This is a genomic window from Frigoribacterium sp. PhB107, from assembly GCF_003751515.1.
Taxonomy (GTDB): domain Bacteria; phylum Actinomycetota; class Actinomycetes; order Actinomycetales; family Microbacteriaceae; genus Frigoribacterium.
The window spans coordinates 200,277-216,416 of sequence record NZ_RJKU01000003.1 but is presented as its reverse complement, the minus strand read 5'-3'; the positions used below and the strand labels follow the sequence as shown (position 1 = coordinate 216,416).

15 protein-coding genes are annotated in these 16,140 nt (G+C 71.9%); 6 read left to right on the top strand and 9 right to left on the bottom strand.

Annotated elements, in window-relative coordinates; translation table 11 throughout:
• Positions 1-20: 20 nt before the first annotated feature.
• Complete coding sequence (locus EDF18_RS14555) at positions 21-941, bottom strand: AEC family transporter (RefSeq protein ID WP_123548536.1); 921 nt, start codon at positions 939-941, stop codon at positions 21-23.
• A 40-nt stretch (positions 942-981) separates the two neighbouring features.
• The gene (locus EDF18_RS14550; RefSeq protein WP_123548535.1) at positions 982-1,440 is read right to left on the bottom strand and encodes a hypothetical protein; all 459 of its coding nucleotides are present in this window, start codon (positions 1,438-1,440) and stop codon (positions 982-984) included.
• Between the two features lie 236 nt (positions 1,441-1,676).
• On the opposite strand from EDF18_RS14550, the gene EDF18_RS14545 reads away from it, so the two are divergent.
• Entirely contained in the window at positions 1,677-2,723 is a 1,047-nt protein-coding gene (locus EDF18_RS14545; RefSeq protein ID WP_123548534.1) for a low specificity L-threonine aldolase, read from the top strand.
• Positions 2,724-2,732: 9 nt separating this feature from the next.
• Here the strand turns inward: EDF18_RS14545 and EDF18_RS14540 are convergent, their stop codons facing one another.
• The gene (locus EDF18_RS14540) at positions 2,733-3,359 is read right to left on the bottom strand and encodes a phosphoribosylanthranilate isomerase (RefSeq protein WP_123548533.1); all 627 of its coding nucleotides are present in this window, start codon (positions 3,357-3,359) and stop codon (positions 2,733-2,735) included.
• A gap of 91 nt (positions 3,360-3,450) precedes the next feature.
• Entirely contained in the window at positions 3,451-5,640 is a 2,190-nt protein-coding gene (locus EDF18_RS14535; RefSeq protein ID WP_279586176.1) for an ATP-dependent Clp protease ATP-binding subunit, read from the bottom strand.
• Between the two features lie 162 nt (positions 5,641-5,802).
• Between EDF18_RS14535 and EDF18_RS14530 the strand changes: the two genes are divergently transcribed.
• The 5 genes from EDF18_RS14530 to EDF18_RS14510 all read left to right on the top strand — a co-directional run bounded on the left by EDF18_RS14530 (position 5,803) and on the right by EDF18_RS14510 (position 10,493).
• A complete protein-coding gene (locus tag EDF18_RS14530; RefSeq protein WP_148050107.1) occupies positions 5,803-8,475 on the top strand; it encodes a hypothetical protein in 2,673 nt (890 codons plus the stop codon).
• A 109-nt stretch (positions 8,476-8,584) separates the two neighbouring features.
• The gene (locus EDF18_RS14525) at positions 8,585-9,031 is read left to right on the top strand and encodes a DUF3060 domain-containing protein (RefSeq protein ID WP_123548531.1); all 447 of its coding nucleotides are present in this window, start codon (positions 8,585-8,587) and stop codon (positions 9,029-9,031) included.
• Positions 9,028-9,525 carry a DUF3060 domain-containing protein gene (locus EDF18_RS14520; RefSeq protein WP_123548530.1) on the top strand — a complete coding sequence of 166 codons (498 nt, stop codon included), beginning with the start codon at positions 9,028-9,030 and terminating at the stop codon, positions 9,523-9,525. The genes EDF18_RS14525 and EDF18_RS14520 overlap by 4 nt, the downstream gene beginning before the upstream one ends.
• A 15-nt stretch (positions 9,526-9,540) precedes the next feature.
• Entirely contained in the window at positions 9,541-10,023 is a 483-nt protein-coding gene (locus EDF18_RS14515) for a DUF3060 domain-containing protein (protein WP_123548529.1), read from the top strand.
• Between the two features lie 14 nt (positions 10,024-10,037).
• On the top strand, positions 10,038-10,493 hold the full coding sequence (locus EDF18_RS14510; protein WP_123548528.1) for a pilus assembly protein CpaE: 456 nt from the start codon (positions 10,038-10,040) through the stop codon (positions 10,491-10,493).
• 63 nt (positions 10,494-10,556) lie between these two features.
• Here EDF18_RS14510 and EDF18_RS14505 read toward each other — a convergent pair whose 3' ends face one another.
• From EDF18_RS14505 to dnaK, 5 genes are all read right to left on the bottom strand, one after another.
• Positions 10,557-11,666: a class I SAM-dependent methyltransferase gene (locus tag EDF18_RS14505; protein ID WP_123548527.1), complete on the bottom strand. Its 1,110-nt coding sequence runs from the start codon at positions 11,664-11,666 to the stop codon at positions 10,557-10,559.
• Between the two features lie 142 nt (positions 11,667-11,808).
• Positions 11,809-12,216 (bottom strand): heat shock protein transcriptional repressor HspR, encoded by a 408-nt coding sequence (locus tag EDF18_RS14500; protein WP_123548604.1) that lies wholly within the window; start codon positions 12,214-12,216, stop codon positions 11,809-11,811.
• Between the two features lie 5 nt (positions 12,217-12,221).
• Positions 12,222-13,232: a DnaJ C-terminal domain-containing protein gene (locus tag EDF18_RS14495; RefSeq protein ID WP_123548526.1), complete on the bottom strand. Its 1,011-nt coding sequence runs from the start codon at positions 13,230-13,232 to the stop codon at positions 12,222-12,224.
• A gap of 120 nt (positions 13,233-13,352) precedes the next feature.
• Entirely contained in the window at positions 13,353-14,069 is a 717-nt protein-coding gene (locus EDF18_RS14490; RefSeq protein ID WP_123548525.1) for a nucleotide exchange factor GrpE, read from the bottom strand.
• 12 nt (positions 14,070-14,081) lie between these two features.
• The gene (gene dnaK / locus EDF18_RS14485) at positions 14,082-15,962 is read right to left on the bottom strand and encodes a molecular chaperone DnaK (RefSeq protein ID WP_123548524.1); all 1,881 of its coding nucleotides are present in this window, start codon (positions 15,960-15,962) and stop codon (positions 14,082-14,084) included.
• Between the last annotated feature and the right edge of the window lie 178 nt (positions 15,963-16,140).

Here is a 16,140-nt window from a genome sequence, read left to right as displayed (position 1 = left end):
GCCTGCCGAGGAGGCGCCTCCTACTTGAGCAGTGCCGCGACCAGCACCAGCAGCGGCACCGACCCGATGGTCGTCACGAGCACGGTGTCGCGGGCGACCACGACCCCGGCCTGGTAGCGCTGGGCGTAGTTGAAGACGTTCTGCGCGCTCGGCAGGCCGGCCAGGACGACGGCGACGAAGAGCTGGTCGTGCCCGAGGTCGAAGACGAAGGCGCCGAGCACCCAGGCGACGACGGGCATGACGACGAGCTTGAGCGCCGTCGCGATCGCGATGTCGGCCCGGCCCTCGCGCGCCTGCAGCGGCTTCGAGCCCGAGAGCGACATCCCGAACGAGATCAGGACGACGGGAACGGCCGCGCCGCCGACGAGCAGCAGCGGCTGCATGACGGGGTCGGGGATCTCGATCTCGAGCACGGCGACGAGCACCCCGAGCGCCGAGCCGATCAACAGGGGGTTGAGCAGCGGGCGCGCGATCGCTCGCCCGAGGCTGCTGCCGCGGTTCGTGACCGTGTCCATCACCGTCAGCACGATCGGCGTGATGACGAGCAGCTGGTAGAGCAGCACGGGGGCCACGAAGGTCGCGCTGCCGAGCACGTAGGTCGCGACCGGGAGGCCGATGTTGTTCGCGTTGACGTAGGCGCCGCCCATCGTGCCCATGGTGGTCTCCGCCGCCGAGCGACGCAGGACGAACCTCAGCAGCACCACCGAGATCACGGCGGCGGCGAGGGAGGCGAGGGCCGAGACCACGAGCAGGTCCGAGAACAGCACGTGCACGTCGGCCCGCGAGATCGTGGAGAAGAGCAGGCAGGGCGTGAGGACGAAGAAGACGAGGCGCGAGAGCACCTGGTGACCGGTCGGGCCGAGCAGGTCGATGCGTCCGACCAGCCAGCCGGCGGCGATGATCACCCCGATGATCCCGAACCCGATCAGCACTCCGCCCATGGGACCATCCTGGTGCAGGCGGCCGACAGCGGGCGACGCGTCAGCCGAGACGGGACATGAGGTGCCGCGCGGTCTGCGCGCCCTCGTCGCCCGTGGACCACGTCACGTGGTCGCCGTCGAGGCCGACGACGTCGAACTGACGGCCGATCTCGAGGCCGGACCGCTCGGCGAGGTCGTCCGCGAGGCGCCGCCCCTCGGGCTCGACGCACGCGGTGCCCTGGACGATGACGAGGGCGCCGTGCCGCAGGGCGGGGGCGAGCCGGGCAGCGGCGCCGCGGAGGTCGGCGTCGGCCGAGGCCGGGTCGGGTACCGCGACGACGGCGACGTCGAACCCGTCGAGCTCGGCGACGCACGGTGCGGCGGCATCGGGGGCGGCGACCGTCGACGAGTCGACGACGACGACGACCTCGGCGCCGAGGGCGGCCGCTCGGTCGCCGGTCTCGCGGAGCGAGGACGACGAGCCGGTGAGGACGAGCTTGGGAGCGTGCAGGAAGAACATGGCGGACCTCTCGGGTGAGGCAGGCTCGGGAGCACTGCCGGGGCTGGGCGACTGTGCTCACCGTCACACTATGTGTATATCTCGAATATCACAAGCTTTTCTTGCAGAGGTCGCAACATGGAGCAGCGCACGGCCACCGGGGGGCGCACGGCCACCGGGGGGGCAGACGGCCACCGGGCGGCAGACGGTGATCGAGCGGCGGACGGTGACCGGGCGGCACACGGCAAGATGGACGCGTGACGCGCCTCCACGATCCCGCTGCCCACACGTTCGCCTCCGACAACTACGCTGGCGCGCACCCCGAGGTGCTCCAGGCGATGATCGAGGCCAACGGCGGCCATGTCGCCTCCTACGGCGCCGACCCCTACACGCGTCGTCTCGGCGAGGTGGTGGCCGAGGTCTTCGGCGAGGGCACCTCCCTCGACCCGGTCCTCACCGGCACCGGTGCCAACGTGGCCGCCCTGCAGGCGCTCGTGCCCCGCTGGGGCGCGGTGATCTGCGCGACCACGGCCCACGTCTACACCGACGAGGGCGGGGCGCCCGAGCGCCTCGGCGGCATCAAGCTGCTCACCGTCCCGACGCCCGACGGCAAGCTCACCCCCGCGCTGATCGACCGTCAGGCCTACGGCTGGGGCGACCAGCAGCGCCCGCAGCCGCTCGCGGTCACGATCACGCAGAGCACCGAGCTCGGCACGGTCTACACGCCCGACGAGCTCCGGGCGATCACCGACCGCTCGCACGCGCACGGGATGACCGTGCACCTCGACGGCGCCCGGCTCGCCAACGCGGCCGCGTCGCTCGGCGTCCCGCTGCGGGCGCTCACGCGCGACGCCGGCGTCGACTCGGTCTCGCTCGGCGGCACGAAGAACGGGCTCGTCCTCGGCGAGTCGGTCGTGACCTTCTCCGAGGAGACGCGGGCCGGCCTGGTCTTCCTCCGCAAGATGGACGCGCAGCTGGCCTCGAAGATGCGCTTCACGTCGGCGCAGTTCCTCGCGATGTTCGAGGACGACCTGTGGCTGCGCTCGGCGACCCGTGCCAACGCGATGGCGACCCGGCTCGCGGCGGCGCTCGCCTCGCTGCCCGGGGTGACGATCACCCAGGCGGTCGAGGCCAACGCGGTGTTCGTCGTGCTGCCGATCGAGGCCGTCGAGCCGCTGCGGGCGGTGCACCACTTCTACGACTGGGACCGCGCGACCGGCGAGGTGCGCCTGATGTGCTCGTTCGACACGACCGAGGAGCACGTCGACCGCCTCGTCGCCGACCTGCGGGCCCTGCTCGGCTGAGCAAAGGGGTCAGGGGGTGCGGGCCGCGGCGACGAAGTCGGCGATGAGCCGGGCGTCCTTGACGCCGCGCGAGGACTCGACGCCCGAGCTGACGTCGACCCCGACGGTGCCGACGGGGCGCAGTGACCCCAGCAGCTCGGCGACGGTGGCGGGGGTGAGCCCGCCGGCGAGCAGCCAGGGGCGCGCGGGCGGGGCGGCGAGCAGGGGCGCCGCGTCGAACACGGCACCGGCACCGGGCTCGACCGCGTCGAGCAGCAGGGCGTCCTCGCCGAACGCGACCCGCTCCTCCTCGGTCTCGTTCGCGTAGCGCGACGCGCTGACCGCGCGGATCACGCGGAACCCCGCCGCCTGCACGGCCGCGACGTCGGCCGGGGCCTCGTCGCCGTGCAGCTGGACGGTCGAGACACCGGAGGCGCGGGCCAGCTCGAGCACCGCCCCCACCTCCTGGCCGCGGAACACGCCGACGGTCTCGACGCCCTCCGGCACCCGGGCCACCAGGGCACGGGCCGTGTCGGCGTCGACCGTGCGCGGGCTGCCGGGCGCGAAGACGAAGCCGACCGCGTCGGCGCCTGCGGCGACGGCGGCGTCGACGGTCTCGGGAGTGGACAGTCCGCAGATCTTGACCCAGGTGCTCATGCGCCCCAGTCTGCCGTGCGGTCCGTCCGAGCCGGCTGACGCCTCCTGCGCTGGCCCTGCTCCCGCGCGCGCGGCTCGAGCGCGCACCCGCTCAGTCGAGGTCGTCGAGCACCTCGGCCGAGGGCTCCCCCACGACCTGCTGCACCACGCTCAACGACTCCCCGTCGGGAGCCACGTCGACGAGCACCGTGTCGCCGTCGGCGATCGAGCCGCCGAGCAGCGCCATCGCGAGCTGGTCGTCGATCTGGCGCTGCATGAGCCGGCGCAGCGGCCGGGCGCCGTAGATCGGGTCGTAGCCGCGCTCGGCGAGCCAGGCTCGCGCGTCGGGGGTCACCGCGAGCGACAGCCGCCGGTCGGTGAGGCGGCGGCCGAGCCGGTCGACGTAGAGCGAGACGATCTGGCCGAGGTCGTCGGTCGAGAGCGTCGAGAACACGACGATGTCGTCGAGCCGGTTGACGAACTCGGGCTTGAAGGCCTGGCGGACCATGCCCTGCACCAGCTCCTCCTTCTCGGGGTCGCTGAGGCCGGGGTCGGTGATGACCTGCGAGCCGAGGTTCGACGTGAGCACGAGGATCGTGTTGCGGAAGTCGACCGTGCGGCCCTGGCCGTCGGTCAGGCGGCCGTCGTCGAGCACCTGCAGCAGGATGTCGAACACCTCGGGGTGGGCCTTCTCGACCTCGTCCATCAGCACGACGCTGTACGGGCGGCGGCGCACCGCCTCCGTGAGCTGGCCGCCGGCCTCGTAGCCGACGTAGCCGGGAGGCGCGCCCACGAGCCGGGACACGCTGTGCTTCTCGCCGTACTCGCTCATGTCGATGCGGACGAGGGCCTTCTCGTCGTCGAACAGGAAGTCGGCGAGCGCCTTCGCGAGCTCGGTCTTGCCGACGCCGGTCGGGCCGAGGAACAGGAACGAGCCGGTCGGGCGGTCGGGGTCGCTGATGCCCGCGCGGGTGCGGCGGACGGCCTCGCTGACGGCCTGGACCGCGGCCCGCTGGCCGATGAGGCGCCTCCCGAGCTCGCTCTCGAGGTGCAGCAGCTTCTCGGTCTCGCCGCTGAGCAGCCGGCCGACGGGGATGCCCGTCCAGGCGGCGACGACCTCGGCGATGTCGGAGTCGGTCACGCTGTCGCTGACGAGGCGCTCGTCGCTCTGCTCGAACGACTCGGCATCGGCGAGCCGCTTCTCGATGTCGGGGATGCGCTCGTAGCTGATGCGCGCCGCGTCCTCGTAGCGGCCCTCGCGGAGGGCACGGTCGGCGTCGATGCGCGCCTCGTTGAGGTCGCTGCGGAGGGTGCCGACGCCCTGCAGCGCCGCCTTCTCGGCCTGCCAGCGCGCGTTGAGGTCGTCGAACGCGGCCTGCTGCTGGGCGATCGTCTCGCGGAGGGTCGCGAGCCGCGCGAGCGACGCGTCGTCCTTCTCCTTCTTGAGCGCGAGCTCTTCGATCTGCAGGCGGACGAGGCCGCGGTAGAGCTGGTCGAGCTCGACCGGCGACGAGTCGATCTCCATCTTGAGGCGCGAGCCTGCCTCGTCGACCAGGTCGATGGCCTTGTCGGGCAGCTGGCGGCTCGGGATGTACCGGTTCGACAAGGAGGCGGCAGCCACGAGGGCGCCGTCGGTGATGGTGACGCCGTGATGAGCCTCGTACCTCTCCTTGAGGCCCCGGAGGATCGCGACCGTGTCCTCCACGGTCGGCTCTCCGACATAGACCTGCTGGAACCGGCGCTCGAGGGCGGCGTCCTTCTCGATGTACTGGCGGTACTCGTCGAGCGTCGTCGCGCCGATCAGCCGCAGCTCGCCGCGGGCGAGCATCGGCTTGAGCATGTTGGAGGCGGCGACCGAGCCCTCGCCGCCGCCTGCGCCCATGAGGGTGTGCAGCTCGTCGATGAAGGTGATGACCTGGCCGTCGCTCTGGGTGATCTCCTTGAGGACGTCCTTGAGGCGTTCCTCGAACTCGCCGCGGTACTTCGCGCCGGCGACGAGGGCGGCGAGGTCGAGGCTGATCAGCCGCTTCTCCTTGAGGGAGTCGGCGACGTCGCCCTCGACGATGCGCTGGGCGAGGCCCTCGACGACGGCCGTCTTGCCGACGCCGGGCTCGCCGATCAGCACGGGGTTGTTCTTGGTGCGGCGGGTGAGCACCTGGCTGATGCGCCGGATCTCGGCGTCGCGCCCGATCACCGGGTCGAGCTTGCCGCTGCGGGCGATCGCCGTGAGGTCGACGCCGTACTTCTCGAGCGCGCTCTTCTGCTTCTCGGTGGAGGCGGGAGCGCCCTGCATGTTCGCCACGGGTGTGCCTTTCTCGAACTTGAGTTGATCTGGCTCAACTTTACGCTGCCCGCGTCGATGCGCAAGGCATAGCACTCGTCAGGTTGTAGACACCGCCCTCGTGTGTCTAATATTTCGCATACCCATTTCGGGCCCGACATCGTTCGAAGGAACCACGCACACATGAAGAAGACCCTCACCAGGGCGGGAGCGATCGGCTTGGCAGCAGCCACGATCCTCACCGGCCTCAGCTTCGGCCCCGCGGCGGCGTCCGCCGCTGCCCCGGACCCCTCGTCCACGGCGACGCGACTCGCGGCGTCGAGCACGATCTCCATGACACTGGCCGGCGGCAAGGCCGGCGCGGTAGGCACCCAAGCCCCCAATGCCTACGGGAACTCCTCAAAGGTGTACGACACGGTAGCGCTGGCTGAAGCCGATGCCCGAGCGGTCGGTGCGACTTACACTTACGACCCGATCAACAAGGTGATCACGATGGACAAGTTCCCGGGACTATGTCTGTACGGCGGCTTCAGCACCCTCTACCAGTTGAGGTGCAATGCGAACGACGCTGGACAGAAATGGGAATTTCCGCGGGACGGTTCAATGCAGGTAGCCGGAACGGACAAGAAGCTGACGCAAGAGACCCCGGACGCCGATGGTCGCCTGTACCTCAACTCGACAGGGACGCCGGCGAAGGTCCGGTTCGCCGCCGCGCGGGAATTGTTCTACGCGGACGTCGTCTCGGTCGATCTCGCCGCACGCACGGCGCAGATCTCCGGCACGGCCGTGCCGGGCTCGACGGTCATCATCAACGACGACCAGCCGGCCGACGTCGACGGCGACGGCAACTGGTCCGCGACCGTATCCGGGCTGACACTCGGCATGAACACGACGATCCTTGAGCAGTACGAAGACGGTACGAAGACCGACGATGCGAGGGTCGAGATCGACCTGGCCGTGGATCCCGTGGACGCGACCGTGACGTTCGACCCCGACGTGACGAAGAAGGCCGTCCTCTCCGGCAGCGCCCACCCCGGCGCCACCGTCGTGGTCGAGGACGCCACCGGCACCGAGATCGACCGGGCCCCCGCCTCCCCGATCGACGGCACCTGGAGCCTCGAGGTCACCGCCCCGAACCTCGGCGGCGCCTACCCCGTGACCATCCACCAGCTGATCGACCACGAACGCAACGGCGACATCAGCCAGAGCATCGCCTACGGTGCCGCGGTCGAGGTCACCCGCCCCGTCCCCGACGCCGCCCACGACGGCGGGCCCCTCGCCATGCGCGGCACCGGCGAGCCCCGCGCACAGCTCCTGGTCCGCGAGCAGGGCCACGCCACGGTCATCGGCAGCGGGGACGTGCTCGTCAACGGCACCTGGAACCTCGCCACCTCCGACCTCGACGCCCGCAAGCACGTCCTCGAGGTCACCCAGACCGGCAAGGGCGGCAACGTCACCACCTCGACGATCACGATCAACCCCGAGGCCGAGACCTTCAAGCCCCTGACCGTCGAGACCCCCGAGAGCGGCTCGACCGTCACCACCAGCCGCCCCGTCTTCACCGGCCACGGCCAGGACGGTGCCAGCGTCACCATCGGCTACGGCGCGACCGCGATCGGCACCACCACCGTCGTCGACGGCGACTGGACGATCACCCCGACGCGCGGCCTCGGCATGGGCGTCAGCGACCTCACCGTCACCCAGGACGCGGGCGGCGAGGTCAGCACCCTCACCCACACCCTGACCCGGGTCGCGGCCGAGCTGCCCCTCGCCGTCACGAGCCACGTCGACGGCCAGACCTACGCCGAGGGCATGACCACCTTCCGCGGCACCGCCCCGGTCGGCTCGACGATCCGCGCCACGAACCAGTGGGGCACCCCGATGGGCACGGCGACGGCGACCGACGGCACCTGGTCGTTCAACCGCATCCTCGGCCCCACCGCTGCCGGCTACGACCTCACCTTCACCGCCACGCCCCCGGTCGGCGACCCCCAGACGGTGTCTCTCAAGCTGAACTACGCGGGAGCCCTCGGCTTCGAGGTCACCAGCCCCGTGAACGACAGCACCTACACCGTGGGCACCACCACCTTCACCGGCACCGCGATGCCCGGCACCGTCGTCACGGCCACGAACCAGTGGTCCACCCCCATGGGCCGCGCCACGGCCGGCCTCGCCGGCACCTGGGCCTTCGACCGCTACCTCGGCCCGACGAGCGCCGGGTACGACATCGCGTTCGTCGCCGCCAAGGGCACCGACACCCAGCGCACCGCCCTGCACCTCGCCACCGCGGTCGTCAACGTGCCCGTCGACGTCACCAGCATCACCGACGGCGCCACGTACCGTCCCGGCCTGAACGTCCTCACCGGCACCGGCACCCCCGGCGCCACCGTCGAGGCCGTCAACGCCACCAACGGCTGGAACGTGCCCATGGGCCGCGCGACCGTGAAGCCCGACGGCACCTGGGCGCTGCCCGAGCGCAACTGGGGCCCCTCGAACGACTACGCCGTCCAGGTCACGCAGACGAACCCCGACAAGACCACCAGCACCACCACGGTCAACGTCAAGGCACCCGTCTTCGCGCCGCTCGTCCTCACCAGCCCCGCGGTCGGCGACACCTACGACACCGGCGTGGCCGCCCGCTTCGAGGGCACCGCGACGCCGTTCGCCACGGTCTCGATCCGCTCCGCCAAGAGCGACACGACCTACCGCACGGTCGAGGCCGACGCCGACGGCCACTGGTCGTTCACCCGAGTCTGGGGCCCCACCCACGACTACGTCCTGAACATCGACCAGAAGGCCCGCAACGGCCAGAGCGACTCCATCACCGGCTTCGCCTGGAACCACAGCGGCAACTAGCGCCAGCAGCACCACCGCACCACCTGCACCACAGCCGGGCCCGGGGAGACGACATGCCTCCCCGGGCCCGGCCCCCACCGCGCCGCCCCAGACCCCGAAAGGCTCCACCATGCACGCGCCCCGCCTCCGCACCGCCACCCTCTCCGCCCTGCTCGGCGCCGTCCTGCTCACCGGCGTCGCCGGCTGCACGAACGCAGCCAGCACCGACGGCACCCCCGACGCGACAGGCTCGAGCACCCCGCTCGCCGAGTCGACCACCAGCCCCTTCGTCACCGAGACCTGCGTCGACGGCAATGCCTCCGTCGTGCTCGACGACGAGACCACCGACGTCGTCTTCACCGAGGCCTGCGACAGCGTGAACGTGATCGGCAGCGACGGCACCGTCACGCTCGCCGACGTCGAGCACGTCGTCGTCGAGGGCACGGGCATCACCGTCACCGCCGACGCCGTCGGCACGATCGACTTCGCCGGCGACGGCAACACGCTCAGCCACACTGGTGACGCGCCCGTCGTCAACGACGCCGGCACCACCGGCAACACGGTGACCGGCCGATGACCGCCCGCGCGGCACGGCGCCGCCCCGCAGCAGCGACCCTCGCCCTCGCCGTCACCGGCCTGGCGGTGCTCGCCGGCTGCACCGCCACGACCGGCCCCGACGACGCCGCGCCCTCGCCCACCGACACGCCCCGGGCGGCCGCCGCCGAGACCGGCACCTGCACCGACGGCTTCATGCTCGTGGACACCGGCACCGGCCCGGACGCCGCGCTCGAGACCGACTCCGGCCCTGAGGCCGAGGCCACGATCGAGGCAGACTCCCCCGTCGCCGTGGTCGACTCCGACTGCGACCTCGTCTCGGTCGTCGGCTCGGGAGGCACGGTCGAGCTCGGCACCGTGGGCACGCTCGTCGTCGAGGGCACCGGCGTCACCGTGTCCGTCGACCAGGTCACCACGGTCCGCCTGGCCGGCGACGACGACGTGGTCACCCACGGCGGCGCCGCCCCCACGGTCGAGGACGCGGGCGAGCGCAACACCGTCGCCCCGGCGGCCTAGGCAGCGGGCGACGCCGTGGGACGCATCCACCCCGCCTTCCGCCCGGCCGCCCTCGTGTCGTCGGCGGCCGTGGCGGCGGCCCTCGCCGTCCTCGCCGGCTGCGCAGCGGTCGAGCCCCCGACGTCGTCGAGCACCACCGCCGCCGCGTCGACAACCCCTCCGACCTCCACGGGCGACCGGACAGCCGCACCGTTCGTCTCCGACGCCACCACGGACGCCTGCGTCGACGGCTTCGCCTGGATGACCTTCCACGACGACGACCCGAGCGAGAAGTCGCTGCCCGGCGGCTGCGACACGGTCGTCGTCGCGGGCGTGGACGGGACGCTGCACAGCGGCCCGGCCCGGGTCGTCGTCGTCATGGGCTCCGGCAACCACGTCGAGGTCGAGACGGTCGCGCAGGTCGACGTCGAGGGCGTCGACAACGAGGTCGTGCACGGCAGCGACTCCGACCCCGTGGTCAACACCGACGGCACGGGCAACACCGTCACAGCCCGCTGAGGCAGGATGAGCCGATGATCACCGTCGACCTCGCCCGCCGCCTCCGCTCCGCCGGGCTCCGCTGGCGCCCCGCGTCCGGGGACCGCTTCGTCGTCGAGCACCTCGCCGACGCCGACGAGGCGCCCGACGTCTTCACGCTGAGCGACATGACCATCGAGGCGCACCACTACCCGACCGGCACCGAGCTCGGCTTCAACGGCACGACCGAGTGGGCGCTCGACTCGGTCTCGGCCGACGCGGCGCTCTGGCTGCCGCGCGAGGACCAGCTGCGGACGCTGCTCGGCCCGGCGTTCGTCTCGCTGACCCACGAGACCGAGGACGACGAGCACCTCGGCTGGACGGTGCTGCTCCGCCCGCGGTCGACGGCAGACGAGCACGAGCACCACGTGGCGGACGACGCCGAGACGGCCTACGCCCTGGCGCTCCTCGCCTACCTCGACGCATCGCTGCGCCTCGACGAGCCCGCCTGACGCGGCAGGACGGCCTGAGCCGCCCCAGGCCGTCCCGCCGCCAGGCCGTCGATCGTCAGGTCGTCAGCGCCGCGTGCTCGCGGTCACCGTGAACTTCGGCGACCGCGAGACCTGCCGCGTCGTCCCCACCGTGCGCTCGAGGGCGCCGCGGTACGACAGCGACGAGTTGTAGACCGTCCAGAGCTCGCCCCCGGGGTGGAGCAGCCGCGCCGCGGCGTCGAACAGCTTCTGCGCGATGGCGGTGTGCACCGCTGCGCCGACGTGGAACGGCGGGTTGAGCAGCACCAGGTCGTCGCCGCCCTCGGGCAGCGAGTCGCCCGCGTCCGCGCGCCGCACCTCCACCTGGTCGGCCAGGCCGGCGGCGGCGATCGTCGCCCGGGCGGAGGCGACCGCCGCGGCCGACTGGTCGGTCGCGACGACCCGCGCTCCCGGTGCCCGGCGCGCGTAGGCCGCCGCGAGCAGCCCGGTGCCGCAGCCCAGGTCGACGACCGACGCGGCCTCGGGCATCCGGTCGACGAGGGCGAGCAGCTGCCGGGTGCCGATGTCGACCCCCGTCCCGGCGAACGCGGCGCCGTGGGCGACCACGGTCAGGCCGAGGTCGGCGTGCCGCTGCGACCGCGGCCACGGCGCCGAGCCGCCCGGACGCGGCACCGAGGCCGTCAACAGCCTCGACTTCTGCCGGGCCAGCCCCGCGGACACCTGGCCGAAGTGGCGGCCGAGCACCTCGTTCATGGCGCGGGTCATGTGCTTGAGGCGGCCCCCCGCGAGCACGACCACGTCCGGGGCGGCGTGGGCCGCCACGAGGGCCGCGACCTCGTCGAGCGCGTCGAGCGAGCGGGGCAGCTGCACGAGCACGAACCGCGCCCCGACGACGAGCGCGGGGTCGAGGTCGTGCTGCACGACGGAGTCGAGCGGCAAGGCGAGCCTGGCCGCGTTGGCCGCGAGGGCGCGCTCGCCCGAGAGCGAGTCCTGGTGCACGCGGACCGAGGAGGCGCCTCCTGCGACCGCGCCCAGGGTCAGGGCTCCGTACCGGTCGCCGACCACGACGACCTCGGACCCTGCGGACAGCCGCGACGCGGCCTCGTCGAGCAGGAGGCGGTCGGTCGCGTCGTGCGCGACCAGGTCGGGGGCCTCGACGTCGGGCCACCGGCGGAGCTGGTCGAAGTCGATCACGCCACGAGGCTACCGGGCACGCGGGGCGAGACACCCCGGAGTGGACGGTGCACCCCCGAACGACGGGGTGCATCGTCCACTCCGGGGTGCACCGTCCACGACGACGGCGGGCCCGCAGCGAGCGGCGGCCGTCGGACCCGCGTCAGCGCTCGGGTCGCCAGACCACCACGGCCGTCTGCCGCCGGGGGCGCATGCCCTGCCGCAGCGGCACGACGCCGCTCTCGCCGGCCGCGAAGACCCGCGCGCCGGGCCGGTTGACCAGCTCGTCGGCCAGGGCCCGCTCCAGCTCGCGCACGCGCGACTGCAGCGACGTGACCTGGTTCTCGAGCTCGAGGATCCGCTTGATGCCCTCGAGTGACACTCCCTCGCCGCCCAGCCGGCCGATCTCGCGCAGCTGGACGACGTCGCGCATCGAGTAGCGACGCGACTTGCCCGCCGTCCGCTGCGGGACGACGAGGCCGAGCCGGTCGTACTGCCGCAGCGTCTGGGCGTGCATGCCCGCGAGCTCGGCGGCGGTCGCGATGGCGAAGAGCGGCGAGTTCTCGTCCATGGTCGTCACGCCTGCGCGCGGGCCCTGACGATGAGGTCGTCGCGGGGGTTCTCGGCCGGGAGGGCCGCGGCCAGCGCCTCGACCGCCTCCTTCGCCTTGTCGCTGAGGTGCGACGGCACGGCCACCTGGACGGTGGCGAGCAGGTCACCGGTGCCCGACTTGGTGACGACGCCGCGTCCCTTGACGCGCAGCACGCGGCCGGACGGGGTGCCGGGCGCGACCCGCAGCCGCACGGGGTCGCCGCCCAGCGTCGGGACCTCGATGGTCGCGCCGAGCGCGGCCTCGGCGAACGTCACCGGCACGTCGAGCCGCAGGTTCTGGCCGTCGAGCTCGAACACCGGGTGTTTGCGCACGGCGATGGTGAGGACCATGTCGCCGCCCTCGCCGCCGTCGGGGCTGGGCTCGCCCTTGCCGCGCAGCCGGATCTTCTGGCCGTCGTGCACGCCCGCCGGGATGCGGACCTTCATCGGACGGCCGTTCGCGCCCTGCAGCGAGATCGTCTCGCCGACGACGGCCGTCTGGAAGTCGAGCGTCGTCGTGGCCGTCATGTCGCGGCCCTTCTGCGGACCGCCGTAGCCGCGGAAGCCGCCGCTCGTCTGGCCGAAGCCGCCGCCGCCGAACATGCCGCCGAAGATGTCGTCGAAGCCGCCGCCGCCCTGCTGGCGGTACTGCGGGCGAGCGCCGCCGGGCTGCCCGCCGCCGAACATGCCGCCGAAGACGTCCTCGAAGCCGCCCCCGCCGCCGCCGGGGCCACCGCTGCCTGCGGTGAAGCGCGCGCCCGAGCCCATGGCCCGGATCTGGTCGTACTCGCGGCGCTGCTCGGGGTCGGAGAGCACCGAGTTGGCCTCGCTCACCTCCTTGAACTTCGCCTCCGCGGCCGCGTCGCCGGGGTTGGAGTCGGGGTGGTACTTGCGGGCGAGCTTGCGGTAGACCTTCTTGAGCTCTGCCGCCGTGACGTCCTTGGAGACACCGAGAACGGCGTAGAAGTCCTTGTCGAACCAGTCCTGGCTGGCCATCCGGCACCTCCTCTCTTGTCTCTGTGCCGTCGCTCGGGAGCGACCGCCGGGGAATGGGGGAGGCGGCGGGCCCCTTCTCGAGGAGCCCACCGCCCGTCGCGACTCGCGTCGCGGATGCCGCTACTGCGGCGTGTGCACCGCGACCTTCGCGGCCCGGATGACCCGGTCGCCGATCTTGTAGCCCGGCTCGATCACGTCGGCCACGGTGTTCACCGTGACGTCGGCGCTCGGCAGCTGGACCAGGGCGTCGTGCATGGTGGGGTCGAAGACCTCGCCCTTCTCGCCGACCTGCACGAGCCCGAACTTGTCGAGCCCGCCGCGGATCTTCTGCGCCACGATGACCATCGGGCCCTCGGCCAGGTCGCCGTGCTTCTCGGCACGGGCCAGGTCGTCGAGCGCGGGGAGGAGCGAGCGCACGACCTCGGCGACCACGGCCTCGCGGTTCGCCTCGCGGTCGCGCTCGACGCGCCTCCGGAAGTTCACCAGCTCAGCCTGCGCCCGGAGCATGTCCTGGCGCATGTCCGCGACGAGGTCGCGGCTGGCCGCGTCGAGGATGGCCTCGTCGTCGGCGCTGAGAGGCTCTGCGCCCTCGGCCTCGCCCTCGGCCGCCATCTCGGCGGCCGCCTCGGCCGCGCCCTCCGGCGCCTCGGCGCCCGCGGGCACCTCGACGTCGGGGGCCTCGGCCTCGATCAGCTCGTCGGGGTCGGTGACCGCGGCGGTGCCGCCGTCCTCGGAGGGGGCGGCCGGCTCGGGACGCACCTCGCCCGTCTCGGGGTCGATGCGGCGCTTGTCGTTCACCACCGGCTCGTCAGGCGTGTTGCCGTTCTCGTCTGCCATGGGGAGACCGTCCTACTTCTTGTCGTTGTCGTCGTCGTCCACGACCTCGGCGTCGACGATGTCCTCGTCGTCGCCCTGGGCCTGGCCGTCGGCGGAAGCACCGTCGGCACCGGCCGCGCCCGCGGCGCCGGCCTCCTCGCCCTGGCTCTGCGAGTAGATGGCCTGGCCGAGCTTCGACTGGCTCTCGTTGAGCTTGTCGAAGGCGGGCTTGATCGCGGAGTCGTCGTCGCCGGCGAGCGCGGTCTTGAGCGCGTCGACGTCGGCCTGGACCTCGGACTTGACGTCGTCGGGCAGCTTGTCGTCGTTCTCCTTGATCAGCTTCTCGATCGAGTAGACGAGCTGCTCGGCGTTGTTGCGGGTCTCGTTGGCCTCGCGACGCGCCTTGTCCTCTGCAGCGTTCTCCTCCGCCTCGCGGACCATGCGCTCGATGTCGTCCTTCGAGAGCGACGAGCCGCCCGAGATGACCATCGACTGCTCCTTGCCGGTGCCCTTGTCCTTCGCGGACACGTGCACGATGCCGTTGGCGTCGATGTCGAAGGTGACCTCGACCTGCGGGACGCCACGGGGGGCCGGCGCGATGCCGGTCAGCTCGAAGGTGCCGAGGTTCTTGTTGTCGCGGGTGAACTCGCGCTCGCCCTGGAAGACCTGGATGGCGACGGACGGCTGGTTGTCGTCGGCCGTCGTGAAGGTCTCGCTGCGCTTGGTCGGGATGGCCGTGTTGCGCTCGATGAGCTTGGTCATCGCGCCGCCCTTGGTCTCGATGCCGAGGCTCAGGGGGGTGACGTCGATGAGCAGGACGTCCTTGCGCTCGCCCTTCAGCACGCCGGCCTGCAGCGCGGCGCCGACGGCGACGACCTCGTCCGGGTTGACGCCCTTGTTGGGCTCCTGGCCGCCGGTCAGCGACTTGACGACCTCGGTGACGGCGGGCATGCGGGTGGAGCCGCCGACGAGCACGACGTGCGCGATGTCGGAGACCTTGACGCCCGCCTCCTTGATCACGTCATTGAAGGGCTTCTTGGTGCGGTCGAGCAGGTCGCTGGTCCACTGCTCGAACTGCGAGCGCGAGATGGTCTCGTCGAGGTTGAGCGGGCCGTCGGCGGTGAGCGTCAGGTAGGGCAGCTGGATGGAGGTGGAGGTGCTCGACGAGAGCTCCTTCTTGGCCTGCTCGGCCGCCTCCTTCAGGCGCTGCTTCGCGATCTTGTCGGTCGACAGGTCGACGCCGTGGGCGTCCTTGAACTTCTTGATGAGGTGCTCGACGATGCGGTTGTCCCAGTCGTCGCCGCCGAGGCGGTTGTCGCCCGAGGTGCTGCGGACCTGGATCGTCGAGAAGTCGTCGTCCTTGCCCACCTCGAGGAGGGACACGTCGAACGTGCCGCCGCCGAGGTCGAAGACGAGGATGAGCTCGTCCTCCTTGCCCTTGTCGAGGCCGTAGGCGAGGGCCGCCGCGGTGGGCTCGTTGATGATGCGGAGCACGTTGAGGCCCGCGATCTCGCCGGCCTCCTTCGTGGCCTGGCGCTCGGAGTCGTTGAAGTACGCGGGCACGGTGACGACGGCGTCGGTCACATCCTCGCCGAGGTACTGCTCGGCGTCGCGCTTCAGCTTGCCGAGGATGCGCGCGCTGATCTCTTGCGGGGTGTACTTCTTGTCGTCGATCTCGACCTTCCAGTCGGTGCCGACGTGGCGCTTGACGCTCGCGATGGTGCGGTCGACGTTGGTGACGGCCTGGCGCTTGGCGGTCTCGCCGACCAGCACCTCGCCGTCCTTCGTGAAGGCGACGACCGAGGGGGTCGTGCGGAGGCCCTCGGCGTTCGCGATGACGGTGGGCTCGCCGCCCTCGAGGACGCTGACGACCGAGTTGGTGGTTCCGAGGTCGATTCCTACTGCACGTGCCATGGGTGGCGCTCCTTCGTTCTGGTGCGGTGCTGTCTGGGGGTGCCCGGCTGACCGGGCGAGGGCCCGGCGGACCGGGAAGACTGCCGCGGACCTTGAGTCCGCTGGCATCAACTTTACTCGCGGCGTCGGACGAGTCAAGTTCTGAACCTGAAAGTTGAGCCAGAACGACTCAAGGAGG